A 21,512-nucleotide genomic window follows, 5' to 3' on the forward strand; every position below is an offset into this window, starting at 1 on the left:
GATACGGTTATTGATGGAAAAAAAGGACAGGTGCTCTTGCTCAACGACCATGCCCAAATCTTTGTTGATAACAACGCAACACTCACATTGCGCAATGTAGTTGTACGCAACACAAAAAATAATCCCCTTAATCCCTGCTTAAAAGTTGGTGGTAATAGCGGCAAGCTGGCACTTGATAACGTCGTCCTTGCAATGGCAAATGATATTACTTTTGCTCAGGGGCAACTCTACATACACAATGATGTTCTTTTTTCCGGAACTTCCTCATTTATTTATCGTTCACCCGCTGCAAGCTTTGTCGCTCCATCTGGAATTTTAAAATTTGATATTAGGACGACATTTTCATTTGCACCAACATCGACAACAGACCATCTCTTTCAGTTACAAGACAGAACCTCTACCATCTACTTAAACGGCTGCACGCTCAAAACAACAAACTCTGGCATGCGCCTGACCAAAGGCAATTTAGTTTTAAATAACAAAGTAATCTTAGATAGTAACGCCGGCGGTGGCACATTACTTTCAACGCTTTCAACATTAACCAGCGCTGATTACTGTGATTCATCAAACAACCTTTGGCCTGTTTCATGGTCACCCGATGGTAAAACACTAGCAATTGGGGGAAGCGCTACGGCAAGCGGAATCGGTGGATTTGCTAATACCGACAGAGTTCGCCTCTACACTTTTAACGGTTCAACACTGACCGCGCTAACCAGCGTACAATATACCCCTGGTGGCGTTGAATCATTAGCCTGGTCACCTGATGGAAAATATCTTGCTGTATCTGGAAATATTGCGACATCAAGCACCGTGAATGTGATTATTTACAGTTTTAATGGTTCAACGCTGACACTTGAAGCTTCAGCTACCTATGGAAATAACAGCAATAACATTCTCATCGTCTCATGGTCACCTGACGGCAAATATCTTGCTGTAGGCGGCGATGGAGCTCAAGCTGTAGACGGTTTTGCCAACACCGATGTATTTAGAGTATACCAATTTACCGGTAGCTCTTTAACGGCGGTAGCAAGCCAACCTTATGGAACAACACTGTCAGGAGGTTTTGGTGCTCAAATATTTCAGGCATCTTGGTCTCCTGATGGCAAAGTAATTGCAATTGGAGGATATGCTCCAACCGCAGTTGGCGGTTTTAGTGCGACCGAAATGGTACGACTCTACAGCTTCAATGGCTCAAGCCTTACAGCACTCACGGCACTTGAATATGGAACTCCTGGTGGCATTATACGAGCACTTTCTTGGAATCCAAGTGGAACAGTTCTAGCAATTGGAGGTGCGGACCCTGTCAGTGGTTATGGCGGATTTGCTAATACCGATGAACTTCGACTCTATAAATTTAATGGAACAACACTATCCCCACTCATCAGTCAGGATTATGGAAGCCAAATTTATAGTCTTGCATGGAACCTCGATGGAACCATTCTTGCCGTAGGAGGAACTGGCGCAACAAGCAGTGGTGGTTTTGCTAACACTCATGAGCTTCGCCTCTATAGCTTTGACGGGTCTTCTTTAACACCGCTCACGAGTAAGGCTTATGGATTAGCTGGTGCTGGATTAATTTTCTCAGCTAAGTGGAATCCAAATAGCCAAGTACTGGCGCTTGGTGGATCTTCTCCTGCAAATGGTTCTGGTGGTTTTACCAATTCAGATGAATTACGCTTATACGGTGTTAACTATACGGCCACCACATCACCACAATCTTTTTCCCGCTCAATTGTTTTTGGCAATAGCGCAGTAGGCGCAAGTGCTAACTTGAATGTCGAAATTCTTGGCGCTGCGCACGTAACCATTAACGGTATTGTCAATGACGACTCGGTGTAGAAAATAATTTTTTAGGAGAATGGAATGACCCTTTGGATAAAAACAATGAGCACCCTGCTTTGCTTAATGCTTGCACCTTACGCATATCTTTCATGCTCAAACTTGGACGGTACATCGTCACTTGTATACAAAAATCAACATCACGTTTTTTCAGATGGTGAAAGTGCTCGTGGATATGTCCGCATGAATGGCGGCTTTACCATCAAGCCTGGAACAACAGCAACTCTTGATACGGTTATTTCTGTTTCAGGGAGCATCGATTTGCGTGAGACTGGCCAGATGCAATTGCTCACAGATTTAGAACTTGATTCTGGTTTAACATGGTCAAGTGGTGGCTCCATCAAAGGACGTGGCCATGCGCTCATTTTAAACGATACCCTCTCAATTCCAGCATCAAAAGTAATCTATATCTCGAGCGATACTGTTATTGATGGGAAAAAAGGCCAGGAGCTCTTACTCAACGACTATGCCCAAATCTTTGTTGATAACGACGCAACGCTCACGTTGCGCAATATAGTTGTGCGCAACACAAAAAACAATCCCCTTAATCCATGCTTAAAAGTTGCTGGTAATAGCGGCAAGCTCGCACTTGATAATGTTGTACTTGCAATGGCAAATGATATTGCATTTGCACAGGGACAACTCTACATACACAATGATGTTCTTTTTTCGGGAACCTCGGCATTTATCTATCAATCAACCGCGCCAAGCTTTGTCGCTCCAAGATCTAAGCTTCTTTTTGACATTGGAACAACATTTTCATTTGCTCCAACGACCACAACTGACCATTTATTTATCTTACAAGATCGAACCTCAACGCTTGCTTTGAACGGAAGCTCTCTCCTAACAACAATTTCTGGAATGCGACTTACTCAAGGAAATCTGCATCTCAGCAACAAAGTTATATTAAATAGTAATGCAGGGATTGGTAATCTTTCAACAATGTCAACACTCACAAGTGTTGCATACGGAAATTTATCACATATTTACCGATTGGAATGGAACCCTCAAGGAAGCTTTTTGGCTATTGGAGGCTCTTCTCCTGCAAGCGGAGCTGGTGGTTTTGCCAACACTGATGAGTTTAGAGTTTATTCATTTGATGGAAACAACCTCGCACCAATCGATAGTAAAGATTTTGGTACTGAAGTTCAATCACTCGCTTGGCGACCCGATGGAAAATTTGTTGCAATTGGAGGAACCGGTGCTGCAGCAGTTGGAGGATTTGCAAACACCGACGGATTTCGTATTTACGGTTTTAATGGAACAACATTAACCCCTGTAACAAGTGTTCCTTATGGTACAACGGTAACATTTATTGACTGGTATCCAGATGGATCAATCGTTGCCATTTGTGGAACAGGAGTAGCTTCTGGTGGTGGATTTGCCAACACCGACGAGATCAGGCTGTACTCATTTAATGGAGTAACACTCTCTGCTTTAACAAGTGTCGACTATGGATCAAACGTCGAAGCTATACACTGGAGTCATGATGGAAAATTTTTAGCCGTAGGTGGTTCTGGTCCAGCCGCAACCGGAGGCTTTGCAAACACAGATGAAATACGCATTTATTCATTTAATGGGTCAACATTAACCCCGGTAACAAGTCGAGATTACGGAAGTCGAGTTTTCTCTCTTCGCTGGTCACCCGATGGCAAAACATTGGCAATTTCTGGCGAAATTCCAAGTGCAACCGGTGGATTTGCGAATACTGACGAAGTCCGCATTTACTCATTCAATGGAACAACACTGGTTCCTGTAACAAGCCAAGATTATGGGTCAAGAGCACTGAGCATTGATTGGACCCCCGATGGAAGAATTCTTGCCGTTGGTGGAAGAGGACCAACCTCGGGAGCCGGTGGATTTTCGAATACTTATGAACTCCGCATGTATTTATTCGACGGAACATCGCTTATCCCTGTCACCAGCAAACAAATATCAGACGGAGTAACTGGATCGGTAGATGCATTAATTTGGCATCCCAATAACAACGTTATTGTTATTGGGGGTAATGCACCGGTATCAAACCCCAGCGGCGGTTTTAACAACACGGACGAAGTTCGGTTGTATTCAACAAATTATACCACCTCAACTAATCCTCAAGCCTACTCACGCTCTTTAATATTCGGCAATAGCACCCTGGGCGCAAGCGCCAACTTAAACGTCGAAATTCTTGGCGCTGCACATGTAACGATTAACGGGATTGTCAACGATGACTCTGTGTAAAAGTAATCCAATTTAAACCAACTCTTCGCAGCATCCATAACAAGCATACTTTTTTGACCCCAAGGAAAACAATCTCCTTGGGGTTTTTTTATACCCATTTATTTAATTATTGCAAAATTGAAAATATACAAATTACAATAATAATAATGAGTAAGAAAATATTATTTAAATATATAAAGCATTTGTAAAATGGAGCGTTTTATGAAATTTTTTAATACGCATGTAAAAAGTCTTTCGATTTTTGCAATCATACTAAGCATTGGGATTTTATCTCTTTATGCATTCGATCCATTTAATGCAATAAAAGAAGTATCCGATTCTGTTATAAAAACAGGTGGCGAACAGATAAGCGAATTAACCAAAATAGCAACTCCCGCTACCGAAATAGTCGGTAAAGCTGCCGATGAAATTGGCAAAATAGCAGCACCCGTTACTAATCTTGCGCTACAGATATCGAATGAGGCGATGGGTGAGCTGGCAAAGCTTGGACTTCCAACTGATCCACGAAAGCTGATCGAATTTCTCTTTAGCCAAATGTCAGACCTGCAAATTAAAGAACTTGCAAATAATATTATGAAAATTGTGATAGCTCAAATGAGTGATTTCTCAAAAATGCAAAGTATTATTTTACAACCTGTTCATGCGGTTACTGAGTTGATACCGCTTATTCCATCAACCGATATGATCTCTGATTTTGTCTTAGACTTTACAATTGCTAAGTACCAACTCCAAACATTTGCTCAGATCAAGGCATTTCATGAAACGACTAACTATCGATACGTCAGCGAGAAAGAACAAGAACTGATTAAGTCCCGTGAAGAATTTGAAAGCGCCAAGGGACTTGTTGGCCAAAACTTAGACCTCAATCAAGCTCGCGAGATTTCACGTCAAATATCTGATTTGATCAAAAAATTCATTAGTCCTCTTCAGCAACTCCTCAGAAAACTTGAAGATCTTGGTTCTCCTGTACTTAAGCCGCTTGAAGCACTTATTCGAGAGTTTAGACCAACACCATTTGCTTGCTTGGTCAATGGTGGATTCCTTTATAATCGCACCATTTTTATATGCCATATCAAAAAAATTGAAGGTTTATTCGAAGATAATCAGTTTATTTTTAACCGTAACCTTGATGACGTTCATCTGGATAAAAGCCGTTATGCATCGCTTGTTGATTGGGAAAAAGAACCTATCGCAAGTACTTTTATGAAAGTTTTGCGAACAACACTCTCTCCAGCCAACACACTCCTTGAACGTTTTGATAAAATGTTTGTTGACCCAATTGCCGACCTTCCATGGGGGCTTAAAAGCATCTGCACGATGACGGTAACACTCGCTAAACTTGGAACTAAAATTGCTGGATTTGTCATCAAAGAAATTATCTCACAAATGAGTTCTGCTGGAACCGGTGGAACCGCAGGTACTGCTGGAGGAACTGCTGGAAGCGCTGCTCCTGCTGCTGGAACAGCTGCTGGCGGAGGGTCATCTGGGGGCTCGAGCTATGCAACCGCTCAGGTAATTACCAAAGTGCTTTCTCAAATCATCAACGAAAGCTTTGTTGTTGATATGATTGCAGAAACCTTCTACTGGTCATGGATTCGATATATCGAAAAACGTTTTGATCGCATGAAAGAGTTGATTACTCAAGCTCGCGCCGATGGAGTTGCTTTCGACTCAAAGCGCTACAAAGAAGAGTTTAAAAAGATTATTGAGTTCAAAGAAGATTACATTACAGGCAAGCAAAGCCAACCAGCAGCTTTAACTCAACAACCTCCTGCAACAAGTGGGGATTCTGAACCTACTTCAACTGATCTATTCAGTGATGGCATGCAGGAAATTAATGAATTACTTGGGGATCTTAATTCTTAAATGTAACGCCAACTCAATGCTCTAAAGGGTTTGTCATTCCCGCGAAGGCGGGAAAAAATAAAAGATTCCCGACTTCAGCCGTCGCTAAAGCTCTGGCCGACAGGCGCCCTCTTAGGCTCCCTGCCTCGTCGTAGCCTTGGCGTAGACGGGTCGAGAATGACAAACCCTTTTAAAATCATTTTTTTATTGTGCAAGTAATTTGTCTAAGTACGCAGGTATTGCCTCAATTGCAATGCGCTCTTGCTTAAGCGTATCGCGATCACGCACCGTTACTTGGCCATCGTTGACACTATCAAAGTCAAACGTGAAACATGCAGGTGTTCCAATTTCATCTTGACGGCGATAACGCTTACCAATTGATCCTGATTGATCGAACTGCACGCTATAACCCTTTTGCTTGAGCTGGTGATACAACGGCAACGCTTGATCACTTAACTTGTTGCTCAACGGCAAAATTGCAGCGGTAATAGGTGCAACTGCAGGGTGAAATTTTAATGAAACACGTGTTTCACCTTCAACTTCATCTTCACAGTAAGCATCAAAAAGAAGTGTTAAGAAGAGGCGATCAACACCAACCGAACATTCTACAACATGCGGCATGAACGACTCTTTTGTTGCCTCGTCAAAAATAGCTAAATCTTTACCAGAATGTTTTGAGTGTTGCGAAAGATCAAAGTCTGCACGGTGTGCAATACCTTCAAGCTCTTTCCAGCCAAATGGAAATTCATATTCAACGTCGTAGCAAGCTTTGGAATAGTGAGCAAGCTCGTCGGACGCATGGGGACGAATTCTGATCCGTTCTGGCGTCAAGCCGATCTGCTTGAAAAACTCTTGACGGCGAGCAACCCAAACATCAAAAAATGCATCTGATTCATTTGGACGACAGAAAAATTCCATCTCCATTTGCTCAAATTCACGCATTCTGAATAAGAATTGCTTTGGCGTGATTTCATTACGAAATGCTTTACCAATTTGTGCAATACCAAATGGAATTTTTACGCGCGTACTGGACATAACATTTTTAAAATTAATAAAAATTGCCTGGGCTGTTTCTGGACGCAAGTATGCTTTGCTTGCAGCCTCGGTCATTGCACCCAAATTGGTTTCAAACATGAGCTGAAATTGACGTACATCAGTCCAATTTTTAACGCCACATGAAGGGCAGCTTTTTTCTAAATTGATATCGGGATCATCCGCACGATAACGCTTTTTGCAGTTCAAGCAGTCAACCATCGGATCACTAAAGTTTGCCAAGTGACCGGACGCTTCCCACACTTCTCGTGGTCCCAAAATTGAACCATCAACCAGCACAACATCTTCTGGGAAACTGGTCATGGCTTTGAGCCAAAGGTTTTTAATATTTTTTTTGAGCAGAGCACCCAATGGACCAAAGTCATATACCCCGTTCAAACCAGAGTAAATTTCTGATGATTGGTAGACAAATCCACGTCGCTTACAAAGCGCAACAATTTTATCAAGCGTCACAGTACTAGCCATAGATATCCTTTAAGCTTCAAAATTCAACGAGTATCCGTTCATAAGAACGAACACTAGTTTAGCCAAAGAATAGATTTTTCGGAAATGGGACCTCATATTTAGTCAGAAACAGTAACCAAATCTTCCAGGTGACCAAAAATAGTTGCCCAGGCAAGCAGACCGTGGTGAAAAAACTTATTGGTTATGCTTTCTTCAAAATGCTGATTTTTGAGAATATAGTCAAGCAACAAGTATCCCGATTGCCGAGCATACTGATTTGGAGATTTATTCTTATTATCAAGCGATGAATGAAAAAGCATTTTACTGATCAAAAATTTCATAATCTGAGCTCGATGAGAAATATTTAAGGTGTATTGCTTGGTCATTTGATTGACCACTACAGAGCTCAGTTCTATTGGTTTCCAAGGCGATAAAACAATAACTCGAGCAAATAAGTGAAGACCATTAATTATGGATAACGGCACGATTGTTTTATAGGAAAAATCCTTATGTTCTCTGACTTCTATAGTCGTAAAATCATGCTGCAAATTTTTTACATAATGGGGAACAAGCGTGCCATCGCATCCACAGGCATAATGGTGGGCATTTGCATTATTACTATCTACAGCTTGAACATGTGCACCAGCAGCAACAAGTTGATCAACTAGCCAAAAGTACCCATACCCCGCAGCATAATGTAAAGCGGTACGAAATAGCACTGGACCACGAGCATTAATAAAACTGCTCAAACGTTTTGCTTTGCCTCGATCCGCTTGATCATCCTCATCATCTTTCTTTTCAGGAACTTTTATCAACAGCTCAGCTGCCACACGCACCAGCTGTTCATGAGAACCACAATGGTGCAGAAGATACAAGAATGGTGTAAACCCATCAAACCGCTGCGTACAATCTTCTTGCTCAATTACCCGCCGAAGCTCTTCAAGCACTGCAGCTTTTTGATCTTCTTGATCAGAAGAATCAAGAACTTGATGACATCTTTCAATTTCTTGAAAAAGATGTGGTTTTACTGATAAGTCAGATTCCATACCCAAACAACATGAAATCTGACTTATCAAGATTACTAATAAATGATTAATGACTTTAATGTTCACAACTCCCCCCTTTTCCCCTTTACATTTTATTCAGTGTCATCACTAGCATCAGAAATAACAAGTGACTCAAGAGCTAAACATTCAGGCACAGAGACCAAACTTGAACCTCTCAGTTTTGAGCGACCAGGCGTTCGCGGTGTTCGAGGTGATATCAATTCCCCAGCAATCTCAGATCTAATTTCTTCATACAATCGCATATCGTGCTTTTTATCTTCTTGAGTAATGCCATCAAGAAACCTACATAAAAGATCATTTTGTGCATATGCTTGAGGAAACTTTCCATATTGATCATGAACACAACGAACTTGATTATCAATAAAAAATATCTTAAGCATTTCAAGGCGACTGATAATTGGATCTTGAGAGACGCAAAGTTGAACAGATTTCAAGACCGTTCCCTCTCCTAGATCAGCAGCCTTGAATATAGATAATCGCTCTTTTAAATCTCCTGAAGATCCTGAAAGACTTAAACTTTTTCTTCTTTTTTCTACATCACTAACAGGAGCTTGCTTCATATCTTTGTACATGCCAACAGCACAGTGAGCTACAGAAGCCCCATCAGGAGTAAGAGCGCTGATATCTGCTCCTGCTTGAAGCAACCGATTAAATAAATCAAGATATCCATACCCTGCCGCATAATGCAAAGCGCTAAAATTTTTATACAAACTAAGATCTGCCCCTGCACTCAGCAGCTCCTGCACCACACTGGCCATAAAAGACTTGTCTCCTCCATGGCATGAAAATGCATACTCAAGCGGGAATATTCCTGCCCCCGACTTCACTTCCTGATTAACGCAGGCTTGATTACGATTCAAAATTGTCAGAATTGCTTTTAAGCTCTTTCCTGAAATTGCTAAGCCCAAGTCAGTAAGCTCATCTGCAGAGTAACTCTCCCCTCTTGCACAGGTAAGATCAAAACTTTCCATGGGCTGAACAACACCATAACTCAAACTAATAACCAAAAACCCAACATAGAGCAATAACTTCATACAACTCCCTTTCACAAAAGTGTATCTGTAGTAATAATGGCAAAAATTACTCTTTTTTTTCAATACATTGCACGACGTACAGGCTTTAACGGCCTACGAAATAGGCTGGTACATTTACTGATCTCTTTGGAGATGTTAAGATATAGACTCTTATATCTATTGGTCAATATTTTAAAAAACAAGACAAGGTGTAAACCATGAACTCATTTGAAGTTAGAAAAAAATTTCTCGATTTCTTCGTTGAGAATGGGCATACCGCCGCTCCAAGCTCATCACTTATACCAGCTGAAGACCCGACTCTTCTCTTTACCAACGCAGGCATGAACCAGTTTAAAGATCTCTTTCTTGGCAAAGAAAAGCGATCATATGTTCGCGCCACCACAAGCCAAAAATGCGTTCGCGCAGGCGGCAAGCACAATGACCTTGATGCGGTTGGCTTTACCGAACGACATCTCACCTTTTTTGAGATGCTTGGGAACTTCTCATTTGGTGACTATTTTAAAACAGAAGCACTCCGCTTTGCTTGGGATTTATTGACCAAAGGATATAACATTCCTGCTGAAAAGCTCTTCGTTACCGTTTTTGAAACCGATGATGAAGCCTACGAAATTTGGAACAAAGAGATTGGCGTTCCTGCTGAACGTATTTTCCGTCTTGGCGAAAAAGATAACTTTTGGGCAATGGGCGATACCGGACCATGCGGCCCTTGTTCAGAAATTTATTATGACCGCGGACCTGAAAAACAAGGAGCTTTTGAGACCGCAAGCCCAGGTTCTGATAGCCCACGCTATATCGAAATTTGGAACAACGTCTTCATGCAGTTCAACCGAGATGCTAATGGCACGCTCAACCCACTCAAGCAAACGGGTGTTGATACCGGCATGGGACTTGAACGTTTGTGCATGGTATTGCAAGGCAAAGATAACGTCTATCAAACCGATATTTTCCAAACACTCATCCAAGAAATTGAGCGCTTAACGGGAGTTTCATACCAAAAGAGTACTCCTGACGTTCAAGCAGCATTTCATGTGCTTTCCGACCACATCAGATCAACATCACTCTTGCTTGCTGATGGCTGTTCTCCTTCAAACGACGGACGCGGTTATGTACTCAGAAAAATAATCCGCCGAGCTGCCCTGTTTGCACAAAAACTTTCTGATGATCAAAAACTTTTTTCAAAGCTTGCTCAAAAATTTATCGAGTTCATGGGCCCAGTATTTCCTGAGCTCGTCAGCAGCAGAAGTTTAATTCTTAATGTCCTTGATAGCGAAATCGAGCGATTTTCGGTTAATTTGATTCAAGGGCAAAATATTCTTGCTCGCTACATCGATGCTCACACCAAAGCGAAAAACTCAGTTATTCCTGGCGAGCAAATGTTCAAGCTTTACGACACCTATGGCTTCCCGCCTGAGCTCACGATGCTCATGGCACAGGAACAAAAGTTCACCGTCGACATGCAAGGCTTTGAAGAAGAAATGAAAAAACAGCAAGAACTTTCTGGTAAAAAAGCAAAAGACACAGAGCCTGATTTTATTGTGACAGAAAATCTGACCACTAAGTTTGTTGGTTACGAAACATGCACAAATGAAAGCACCATCTCGTTTATCAGCCCAACCGATACCGGTGCTTGGATTATTACTCACGAGTCACCGTTTTATGTTGAATGCGGTGGTCAAGTCAGCGATACCGGGCACATTGTGATCAATGGCTACATGTATGATGTGGTTGACTTACGCAAGACCGGTGAAACATTTGCTCCTGCAATTGCCGTTAAAATAAGACCACGTGATGCAGCGGCTGCAAAATATTTACCGTCAATTAAAGTTGGTGATGCGATCACAAGTGTTGTTGATGAGCTTGTTCGTATGGATACCGTACGCAACCACACAGCAACTCACTTGCTGCAAGCAGCACTCATTCAAGTTCTTGGACCTCAAGTTAAGCAAGCTGGATCATTGGTACATCCTGACTACTTGCGTTTTGACTTTAGCCATCATGAACCGATGACCAAAGAGCAAATTGAACAGGTTGAAGATTTAGTAAATGAAAAAGTCCAAGCAGCAATCCCAACCAATATTTTTCATACCACGCTCAAAGATGCAAAAGAAAAAGGAATTATTTCTTTCTTTGGCGAAAAATATAATCCTGAACAAGTTCGCGTTGTGCAAGTTCCTGGCTTTTCAGCTGAACTGTGCGGCGGAACTCATGTGAGCAATACCGGCGTTATTGGATTGTTTAAAATTACATCTGATGCGGCACTTTCAACCGGTGTACGACGCCTTGTTGCACTCACTGGACGCGGTGCAATGAAAAGCTTTCAGCAATCATTTACCACCACCAAAAAACTTTGTGAGATTTTTAAGGCTCAGCAGAATGAAGTTTTTGAAGCGGTTGAAAGACAACAAGAAAACCTCGGCACTGCCCTTTCTGAAATCAAGCAGCTAAAAAAGCAGCTGATCAAATTCCAGATCCCATCATGGGCTGGAGCATTTACCACCGCTGGCTCGGTACCCTTTTTATACAAAGAGCTTGATGATGTGAGTGGTGATGAAATTAAGGCGATCGTCAGCGAACTTGAAAAAATCAAGCCTGGCTTTTATCTGCTCATCAACAAAATGGCCGATCGCTTTGGCTTTATTGCTTACACGAGCAAAGATTTTGGAAGCAAGGTTGATTTGAAAGCGCTTTCTGCTTTCTTGAAAACTACTTTTGATCTGAAAGGTGGCGGAAGTGCTCAGCAAATTCAAGGCGGTGGCGTCAGCGTACCGACTAACTTTGCAGCTACTCTGCAAGAGTGGGTCAAAGCTCAGACAGCATAAGGCGCTTTAATATTTGAATGTAATGAGGGGCGGTAAATTACCGCCCCTCTCTGTATCCTACTCAACTCTATCTCTAAGAAAATAGTTCACGCGCCCACAACCGTGCTCAAATTCTTAAGGTTTCCCTGCAACTCTTTGACCTGCTTTTGGATAGACTTAAGCGCATCACCCACTCCTTTGAACTCTTTTTGAATATCTTCTGGCGCTGTAGGAATATCACCCTTGAGCAAGTCAACCATCTTTTGCGCCTGCTCAACAGCACTTCCTCGAGCAAGGCGAAGCTTTTCTTGCGCAAGCATAAGCGGCGTCTTTTTAAAGCTATCACCAACATCTACTCGAGCACCATTTTTCAGCAACACTGCAATGGCTTGAAAGAGCAACTCTTGCACATCAGAATCTTTACTCGTCGCCTTAAAATATTCTTCCACTCCGACGAAAAGAGCTGTTTTGTTTGCTTTATTTTGAGCATCAATATCTGGTTTACAAGCAAGCACGGCCTTAAGAATTTCAAGATCAGGATTGAGCATAACAGCATGAAGACACGTTGATTTTTCAGTTACATTTGTTTCAGAAGCAACTTTTGGCCGTATCGAAAGCAAATCTTTAATAAGCTCTCTTCTTTGAGCTTGCAAAAGTTTTTGAAAGCGATCGATGGTAATTGACGCAAACAGATCTTTAATATCAGCATTAGTTGTTAAATCAGCGGGTCTTTTTCCATCTGCATCCACCCAATAGCGAAGGCCAAGCCCACCTTTTTTAAGCAGCAATACCACTAAATCTCGATTGCCCACTTGAGCTGCGTAATGCAGAGCGGTTTTTTTATCACTACTTTGAATACCGATACTTGCACCATACTCCAAAAGCAAATCTACAACTTCAATACTCTGCTGCTGTGCTGCAACCATCAGTGGAGTAAGCTTGCTTTCACCGGCTGTTGTATCAAGAAAATCTGGTAACGCTTGCCCCTTACGACGAATAATTTTACAAGTTTCAACCGAATTTTGCGCTGCAGCATAATGCAAAAGCGTAAAATCTCTGGTATCAATTTGATCTTTTGCTGGAGGCTTCTGTTCATCTTGCTGGTCAGCAATGAGTGTTACATTTCGGTCAAGCAATCCTTTAAACTCTGTCAGCTCAGAAGAATCCTTTTGAGGATTTCTATCAATTAAAACAACTGCTCGTTTAAACTCGTTAGATGCACAAAATAATGGTTGCAAAAAAATTGCGCTCGCCAAAAGAGCTATCAGCCGATAATTCATATATTCCCCTTTCACAATAAATATATTTACTGTACCTGGCTCATTTAAGCAAGGTCAATAACTCATTCTAAAATGGGGACTATGTCTGAATCATCACGATCGTAATGACGAACACGCTTACCAGTAACCCAATCGATGCAAATTTCGTGCAACGAAGGGTCTTTGTAAAAATGTTTTGATGCATGAGTAAGCGATTTATTAAAACTCTTCCAAATAGGGAATGCTGTTTTGCTTGCAAATACTTGGCTACCAAGCGGCTTATTGTCGTCATATCCAAGATAAACTGCCGTTGTTAAGCTTGGCGTAGAACCAACAAACCAAACCGATGCAGCTCCGTTGGTTGAACCCGATTTACCAATTGTTTCCGCATCAATCCACTGCCGGGGGCTCTGACGACGGGTCAATTCCATCCGCTGCGAAAGTGCATTAACCATTTGACTACACAATCGCACAGGAATAGCACGATGCGTCACCTGCTCAACCTGCCATACCTTTGTACCATGACTATTTTTAACCCATTCAACCATCGTTGGCTGAATATAAATTCCATTATTTGCAAACACATTAAACGCAGCAGCATTTTCTTGGACCGTTGCTTCTGCAATTCCTAGTGCAAGCGAAGGATACTCAAGCAATCGCCGATGAATACCAAAGCGTCTTGCCCAATCACAAACACGAACAATGCCAACCTCCATCAGCAATTTAATTGAGACAATATTATTTGAGCGTGCAAGCGCACGGATCAGCGTCATTGGACCTTCAAATTTGCGATTCCAATTTCGAGGCTTCCACGATTGCTCACCTGGAAGTTCAATTTCAATCGGTTCATCAACAAAGACTCTATCCATTCCTATCCCCTGATTGAGCGCATAAGAATAAAGGATGGGCTTAAATGATGAGCCCATTTGTCGATATGCCTGAAACGCACGATTGAATTGAGACTGCTTAAAATCAAAACCTCCAACTGCAGCCTTAATAAAACCGGTTCCCACTTCAAGACAAACCATTCCTCCGTTTAAATTATCACCCATCTTTTCACGCATGGGGCCAACAACTGCGCTGAATGATTTTTCAGCTTTTTCTTGGGCCGCAGAGTCAATGGTTGTTTTAATTTTTAAGCCACCACGATACAGAGTGTTTTTTCCAAACGTTTGCTCTGCCCACTGACGAACCCATTCGTAAAGATATAATCGCATAGGGCTACCGGGCAGATGGTCATGCAAGATGAGCTCTTTACCTTGGGCTATTGCACATTCCTCTTGAGTAATAATTTTTAAGTTACACATGCTGCGCAAAATGACATTACGCCGCTGCTTTGAGCTGCGTGGTGCATTAAGTGGGGAATAAAAACGTGCAGATTTTGCAACTGCTGCCAACGTTGCTGCTTCTTCAAGGGTTATTTCGGTTACCGTCTTATTCCAAAAGCGACGCGATGCTGCTTCGACCCCATAAATGCCACGGCCAAAATAAATGTTGTTGAGATAGAGTTCAAGAATCTGCTCTTTGGTAAGCTGCTGCTCAAGCTGAAGCGTAAAAAAAAGTTCTTTAAGCTTGCGTGTTAACGTTCTCTCACTTGAAAGAAAAAGAAGGCGAGCAAGCTGCTGGGTAATGGTGCTTGCACCCTGAACAGCACGTCGATAATACAAATTCACCAGCATTGAACGAATAATTCCTTTGAACGATACACCAATGTGTTCAAAAAATTTGTGATCTTCTGCCGCAACAAATGCTTCAACTAAGTGTGGGGGAATTTTTTCGTAAGCTACCGGTTCACGCTTGTCTTGCTCAAAACGCATGAGTTCATGACCTTGATCATCAAGAAGCACCGAAGGGGTAACAATGCTCTGTTGTTCAACAACCGAAAAGTCGATTTGTGTCGCGTTGAAAAGGTAGAGAACTGTGCCGCAGGCAACTGAAAAAATAATAAAAAAAACTGAAATCAAATAGCGCACGAATTAATAACCCTGTAAGCTCAATAAACTGTTACCTCTTGAGCCTGCAGTCTACCAATAAATGAAAAATTTTGCTGATTACGTGCAAGAAATTCACCAAAAAGAGCTTAAATTTATCTTGAAACCCAATTATTTTCAGTGTTTTCTTGCGATTTTTTCTATGGTTATGCTATTTTAACATTAGATATTAAAATAGCATAACCATAGGATTTAGCCATGTTTAAAAGAGATCTTGAATCGACACTTCTAGAATATAGCCGCTTCCCGGTCATTGCCATTTTGGGTCCTCGACAATCAGGAAAAACCACCCTTGCTATTGAAACTTTTAAAAATCACAGGTACACCTCTCTTGAAGACTTGAAAACTAGAGAACTTGCACAAGATGATCCAGAAAAATTTCTGCGGCTCTATGAAAATGAGCATGGCATCATCATTGATGAATTCCAAAATGTCCCCAAAATACTTTCCTACATACAATTGGAAGTTGATACAAAAAAAAGGCCTGGATATTTTGTACTCACTGGATCCCAAAATTTTTTAATGAATCAAGCCATCAGTCAATCGCTTGCTGGGCGCGTTGGCATTTTAACACTTCTTCCGTTATCTGTTCACGAAATGGGTGTAAATAATCTAATCGGCAAGTCGGTTGACCAAGTTATTTTTAATGGATTCTATCCTCGTGTTTATGCTGAAAATTTTCCTCCACTCCAATTATATCCGTCATACATTCAAACGTATGTTGAACGTGACGTTCGTCAATTATCTAATGTTGGCGATCTGAATACATTCAAAAAATTTGTAAAATTATGTGCTGGTCGTATAGGACAACTGCTGAATCTTTCTGAACTTGCGATGGTATGCGGCATGAGCGTGCCAACCATGCAGCGTTGGATTTCAATTCTTGAAGCAAGTTATATTATTTTTCTTCTGCAGCCCTATGCAAATAATTTTAGTAGACGAGTAATTCGTCACCCAAAAATCTATTTTTATGATACAGGACTCGCTTGTAATCTGCTTGATATAGAATCTCCTGAACGACTAGCTATTGATAGACTTCGTGGCAGCATATTTGAAAATTTCATTGTAGCAGACCTTTATAAACAGTATTTCAACTTTGGTAAGCAGCCACCAATCTATTTTTGGCGTGATAAAAATGGAGCAATAGAAGTCGATTGCGTTATCGATGAGGGACGACGATTATTTCCTATCGAAATCAAATCGAGTGAATCGATAGCATTAAATTTTTTTACCAATCTTGAAAAATGGAATGCTCTTGCGCAAGCGGCCTCAATTCCTCTTGGTAAAAGCCACATCATTTATGCGGGTGAAAAATCACAAGGGTGGGAAGACTGGGGAACACTTGGATGGAAAGATATGGGATTATTTATTGAACAAATTCGAAAAGAAACGTAAGTTTTTTTAATCTATTGCCCCGGTGTTGATCGTCCAGATATGAACAATCAAACACTCGGGGCTCAATTTTGATTAAAAATTAAAAGCTATCTGTCCACCAAATGCATGAGGCTGAATAACGCCTTTACCTGCAAGCGGTAGCTTATAAAAAATGCTGAATTGAGGTTTTAAAACCCAATCGCGTGTTTCTTTAAACAGATCATAATTCACTTGAAAAACAAGGTGATGCATATTCCATTCAAGCAGTGAGTTTGCCGAATTCACCACGGTATAGCTAAAATCATTAGCTGATGGCAATAAACGATCATCATCATGTTTTACGTAATGATAGCCGGCTTTGACCGAAAGTCCGCGCCAGAAATGATACCACTGCGCATACAAATTAAATTTCCAGGTCAAGCCATGTTCTTTGGTTGCTTCACCTTTGTTGAGCAACAAAAATTCGGTTTGATGAATTTCTGTTTTTAATCTGCGGTTATGCGTGCGATCAAATAACACCAAAAATTCAGCGTCTAAACCGAGGTGAATGTTGTAAATAAATTCAAGACCAAGGCCTAATCCAAATGGAACACCCCACGCACCATCATTACCAAGCGACATGCTGAATGCATGATCTTCATCACGCATGCTGGCGGTTGGCAATGAAAGTCCAAGCTTGGTAAAGATATTCACATTTTTAAGATTCTCTTTTTCTTGTCGATAACTATTTTGCCACTCAAGCAGCAAAACTAAATCTCCAACACCTGTTCGACTCCAGGCACCAATATCAAGATTCCCCAGCTCCTTAAGCGTTTGAGCAAACACCGCCGCATCGGTAAGTCCTTGTTTGATATCAAGATCAACGGCAAAAATTTCTTTGGTTAAATCTTCAAAGCGAGGATGCTCAATTTGAGCCCGCCTGATGGGCAATGCAACGCTCAACGAAACATAGCCTGGAACAAAGTCTATCGGCAACCAGTAGCGACCATTCAGCGTGACATCGGCAATATCAAAATGACCAAAGAATTTTACATGTCCACGTGTACCATCATCAAGTGGCTGGCCAGGATATGCAGCAGTCAAAGATTGTAGAATAGCAGTTGCTGCAGAATTTTTTGAATTCATCAGCATAGGAATAACTGCTTGCGTTTGATCGTACAATTGCAAAACATTTGCTTTGTGGTCATCAAATGCTCGACCGTTGCTGGTGCTTCCAAACTCAAGGTTGGCACCCAAACGCCAGGCCGATTTTTTCCAAAAATTTCGATCTTCCCACGACGGCAACCGCAGGTTTGGATCGTACGGTGGAAACAAGTTATGTGGAGCAAAAGCTCGTGCAGCAGTTCCTGCCAAAGTTGCGGCAAAAACAAGCAGCGCAATTCGTCGCATATTCATGAATGTCCTTTCAAAACGATGAAGCTTTTTTTATAAATTCGCCCGCACGCCCCAGTCACCTGGTGCATACAATGCTCCGGATGCGCTGTCACGAACAACTGCACCGATGTTCGTATTAATTGCTGTCAGTGCAAGCTGCGGCGTAAGTGGTTTAGACGATTTAAAATCCATAGTTGGTATAGCAGCAAGATAATTGGTATCACCAAAATGTCTACCTCGAGTATGCAAAATTGTTGAACCATCTGCAAAAAAGTTACTTCGAAATTCACCCAAATCTACAACAAGTCCCGCAGGTGTTACATTGTTTGAAGGAATAGGAAGCACCGACAGAACAGGTGTTGTTGGATCAACAGCAAAGCGATATATTTTTGTTCTTGCAAGGCTTTTTGCGGTATCAGCAGCAAGAACATACAAATTTCCAAAAGCTGCAAAAGTAGCGTTACTTGACGAGATATATTGCATTTGAATAACAGGGCCCAGCGACTTACCACCAACTTGTATTTCTTGAGTTACATAATTAACTCCATCATGTGTTATGGTAAATAAACCATGAGTTGTTGCAATAAGCGCTTTGAAATCTGGCATGCCTGCTGTTCCATCGAGCATAATAAAATCAAGCAGCGTGGCCCCAGGAATAGTCGCAGCATTAATAACTATTTGCTCATCAAGGTCGACAACACCTGGAGCATCCTGAAATTTATTTGCTGCAAAAGCGACTGAATACAATGTATCATCGGTTAAAACATAGAGAAAACCGTTTAAGCATGCCACCTTACGAACATGGTCAAACAGGCCTCCGTTTGATGGCTCTAACTTTTTAAAGCTATAACCAGTACCCGGATAAGCTCCTGCTTCCAAATTATCCAGTCGAGCAGCTGAATCAAATCCTGTCCCATTAATTTTACGTAATACCGCAACACCAGCATATCCACCAACAAAAAGCCATCCTTCATTAAGTTTGGTAGATCGTGCAAAATCCGCAGTGCAGATTGGACCAATATCTGAAAGAACCTCACCTATGAATGAGAATACATTTTGTGTTGCACCAGCAGTTGCTATAAAATTTTTTTCTGGATGTAAAATTAGGCTTGTACTATCAGCTTTTCCACTTTGAATAAGAGCAACTCGATCAAGGCCAACCGCAAGCATGACATTTAATGAGTCATTCTTAAAACCAGGAACTCGCCGCTCAAAAGCAATAAGCTGATGAACTCCTCCAAGATTCTGCGGAAACAAAGCTTCAAGAACTTCAGTTAAATTATTGACCGTATCTGTTTTACCCCAACCAGATAAACGCACTGAGCTGATGTTTTCTGCTAATTTATTTGGATTTGCAGGATCAAAAAATGGTTTGGTACTATCAATTTCGTTTGTTTCAGTCACAAATAAATACTCACCTGTTCGACTATCAAGCCCAGCACCATAAACACGTTCGATTGAGCCCATAACTCGAGTCACTGCCGTCCAACTAACAATAATTCCATGGTGATCAAAGAGCGCCGTACTTTGAAATAATCCTAAAGCACTGCTAATATCATGACCATTCTGGAATAGTGAATAATAAACCGAATCACCCTGCACAAAAAAATCTATAAAAGTACCAGAATCAATAAATCGAACTGATGTATTTCGCTTCAAAAATTGCGGCATATCACTCATCACTGTCGGCGGGCCTGAAAAGTCCGGCTTCGCCAAAGTTCCAACAAGCTGAGGATTTTTACCATCAGCATTTACTGCGGTTCCAAGCAATGGAATTGCGCAAATATATTTGGTATTCAATCCTCCCGTTGCATAATCTAACCCACCGGCAACAATTAAATAATCCTTACCCGTTGACGTATGCATGGAACGAATCATATCTATTGCAAGCGATCCATCTTCGGGCGAATAAAGAGTGTTATGGTCATAGTAAAAACCAACCACATGATCAAGATTATTTGGATTCGCCTTGGTAACATCATAAAAAAGTTCTTTTTTTGGATTTGCAACAATTGGAGAAATCGTTAAAACGTCTGCTGTCGTAGCAGCGGGGATTGCAGGGTCTTTTTCCAATCGACCTACAGCAAGATTCAATACTCCTCCTGCCTTATTGGTCATATCGCGCTTTACGTTCAACCCAATAAATAAACGCTCAAGCGTATCATCCCAAAACATTGCTGCCGTGTTACCAACTTTGGCACCACCAATCGCATCTGCAGTATCTGCATGATCAACAAAAGCGAATTGTACATCTTTGAGATTTGTACTCAAATCGTACGCTTTGACATCAATTTTTGAGGCCTTGTTATTGAGCACAATCACATCATCAGCAGTAGGACGGAGTACCGCGATTCCACGATGATCGCCCGCAGGGCTTGCGGCATCAAAAGATTCCCCTCTTGCAGGAACTGCAGCGAAAATCTCCTGGTTTGAAGCACTCATCGCAACAATTGATGTATCAATATCATCGCCATCAGAATCTTTAATTGGTGTTTTGTTTTGAAGCAAAGAGCTTCCGTTTGCACTATCTGTTACCACAGTCACGTGAGTTGCTTCGGTTGTAACTACCGCATTCTTTGTTGCATCAACCACTTGAGCAGTCACAACAGGTATTCGATGCTTCAGTAAAGTTAAATTCGTGATATTTGTTCCATGTGGCATATTTGGCATAGCCTGTACCAATGGATTTTCTTGATCCTTCTGTCCATTGAGCGTCACCTTATCCGGAGCAAGTGATTGAATCATTGGAGCTACAGCACCAGCGCTGTTCATGCCAAGAATAGCACGCGCAAGAATAAAATTTTTCTTATCGGTTCCTAACACTTTTGATACAGCGGGTATTACCGTTGAATCGATACCTAAATTTTCAGCACCCAGGTACAAAACATTCTCATTTGCCATAGCCGCATACGCTGATTTGATAAACCGCACTTGATTTTTTGCCAAAGCAGCTGGGTCTGCAGCGCTCCCTTGCCCAGCTGGATCGGAGCTCAATGCACGCGCATACACATCTGATAGATCGCCGGTTACGGATGGCTCCATGTCTTGTTGCGCTTTATTACTTTCTTCTTTTTTTGAATGTACAACGAAAATCTTTTTATCGTCAAACCAATGGTCGCCTGTGGAAGCAGAGTACGCAACTGGCACACAACAAAATGAATAAAAAAAGAGACTACTTAACAAACTTTTTCGTACTTTCATCAATGTCCTT

The 21,512-nt window shown here is 41.5% G+C and carries 12 protein-coding genes; 5 read left to right on the forward strand and 7 right to left on the reverse strand.

All coding sequences use genetic code 11. From position 1 onward, the window contains the following. From JST56_03035 to JST56_03045, 3 genes are all read left to right on the forward strand, one after another. Window positions 1-1,839, forward strand: a 1,839-nt coding sequence (locus JST56_03035; protein MBS1987944.1) for a WD40 repeat domain-containing protein, incomplete at its 5' end; no start/stop codon positions are given. 24 nt (window positions 1,840-1,863) lie between these two features. Continuing rightward, entirely contained in the window at window positions 1,864-4,062 is a 2,199-nt protein-coding gene (locus tag JST56_03040) for a PD40 domain-containing protein (GenBank protein MBS1987945.1), read from the forward strand. Between the two features lie 201 nt (window positions 4,063-4,263). Continuing rightward, window positions 4,264-5,928: a hypothetical protein gene (locus tag JST56_03045; GenBank protein MBS1987946.1), complete on the forward strand. Its 1,665-nt coding sequence runs from the start codon at window positions 4,264-4,266 to the stop codon at window positions 5,926-5,928. Between the two features lie 183 nt (window positions 5,929-6,111). Here the strand turns inward: JST56_03045 and JST56_03050 are convergent, their stop codons facing one another. The 3 genes from JST56_03050 to JST56_03060 all read right to left on the reverse strand — a co-directional run bounded on the left by JST56_03050 (window position 6,112) and on the right by JST56_03060 (window position 9,505). Then, entirely contained in the window at window positions 6,112-7,425 is a 1,314-nt protein-coding gene (locus JST56_03050) for a glycine--tRNA ligase (protein ID MBS1987947.1), read from the reverse strand. A gap of 98 nt (window positions 7,426-7,523) precedes the next feature. After that, window positions 7,524-8,516: a hypothetical protein gene (locus JST56_03055; protein ID MBS1987948.1), complete on the reverse strand. Its 993-nt coding sequence runs from the start codon at window positions 8,514-8,516 to the stop codon at window positions 7,524-7,526. Between the two features lie 26 nt (window positions 8,517-8,542). After that, window positions 8,543-9,505: a hypothetical protein gene (locus tag JST56_03060; protein ID MBS1987949.1), complete on the reverse strand. Its 963-nt coding sequence runs from the start codon at window positions 9,503-9,505 to the stop codon at window positions 8,543-8,545. Window positions 9,506-9,702: 197 nt separating this feature from the next. Here JST56_03060 and alaS point away from each other — a divergent pair, with 197 nt between their 5' ends. Beyond that, window positions 9,703-12,324 (forward strand): alanine--tRNA ligase, encoded by a 2,622-nt coding sequence (alaS, locus tag JST56_03065; GenBank protein ID MBS1987950.1) that lies wholly within the window; start codon window positions 9,703-9,705, stop codon window positions 12,322-12,324. Between the two features lie 86 nt (window positions 12,325-12,410). On the opposite strand, the gene JST56_03070 is transcribed toward alaS, so the two are convergent. Next, window positions 12,411-13,583, reverse strand: coding sequence for an ankyrin repeat domain-containing protein (locus JST56_03070; protein ID MBS1987951.1), 1,173 nt, complete (start codon window positions 13,581-13,583; stop codon window positions 12,411-12,413). A 62-nt stretch (window positions 13,584-13,645) separates the two neighbouring features. Then, window positions 13,646-15,535 carry a PBP1A family penicillin-binding protein gene (locus tag JST56_03075; protein ID MBS1987952.1) on the reverse strand — a complete coding sequence of 630 codons (1,890 nt, stop codon included), beginning with the start codon at window positions 15,533-15,535 and terminating at the stop codon, window positions 13,646-13,648. 216 nt (window positions 15,536-15,751) lie between these two features. Between JST56_03075 and JST56_03080 the strand changes: the two genes are divergently transcribed. Further along, entirely contained in the window at window positions 15,752-16,948 is a 1,197-nt protein-coding gene (locus JST56_03080; GenBank protein MBS1987953.1) for an ATP-binding protein, read from the forward strand. A gap of 72 nt (window positions 16,949-17,020) precedes the next feature. On the opposite strand, the gene JST56_03085 is transcribed toward JST56_03080, so the two are convergent. Next, the gene (locus tag JST56_03085; protein MBS1987954.1) at window positions 17,021-18,322 is read right to left on the reverse strand and encodes a hypothetical protein; all 1,302 of its coding nucleotides are present in this window, start codon (window positions 18,320-18,322) and stop codon (window positions 17,021-17,023) included. A 30-nt stretch (window positions 18,323-18,352) separates the two neighbouring features. After that, window positions 18,353-21,502 (reverse strand): hypothetical protein, encoded by a 3,150-nt coding sequence (locus tag JST56_03090; GenBank protein MBS1987955.1) that lies wholly within the window; start codon window positions 21,500-21,502, stop codon window positions 18,353-18,355. Between the last annotated feature and the right edge of the window lie 10 nt (window positions 21,503-21,512).

The sequence above is a fragment of the Candidatus Dependentiae bacterium genome (assembly GCA_018266175.1).
Lineage (GTDB): Bacteria > Babelota > Babeliae > Babelales > RVW-14 > JAFEAY01.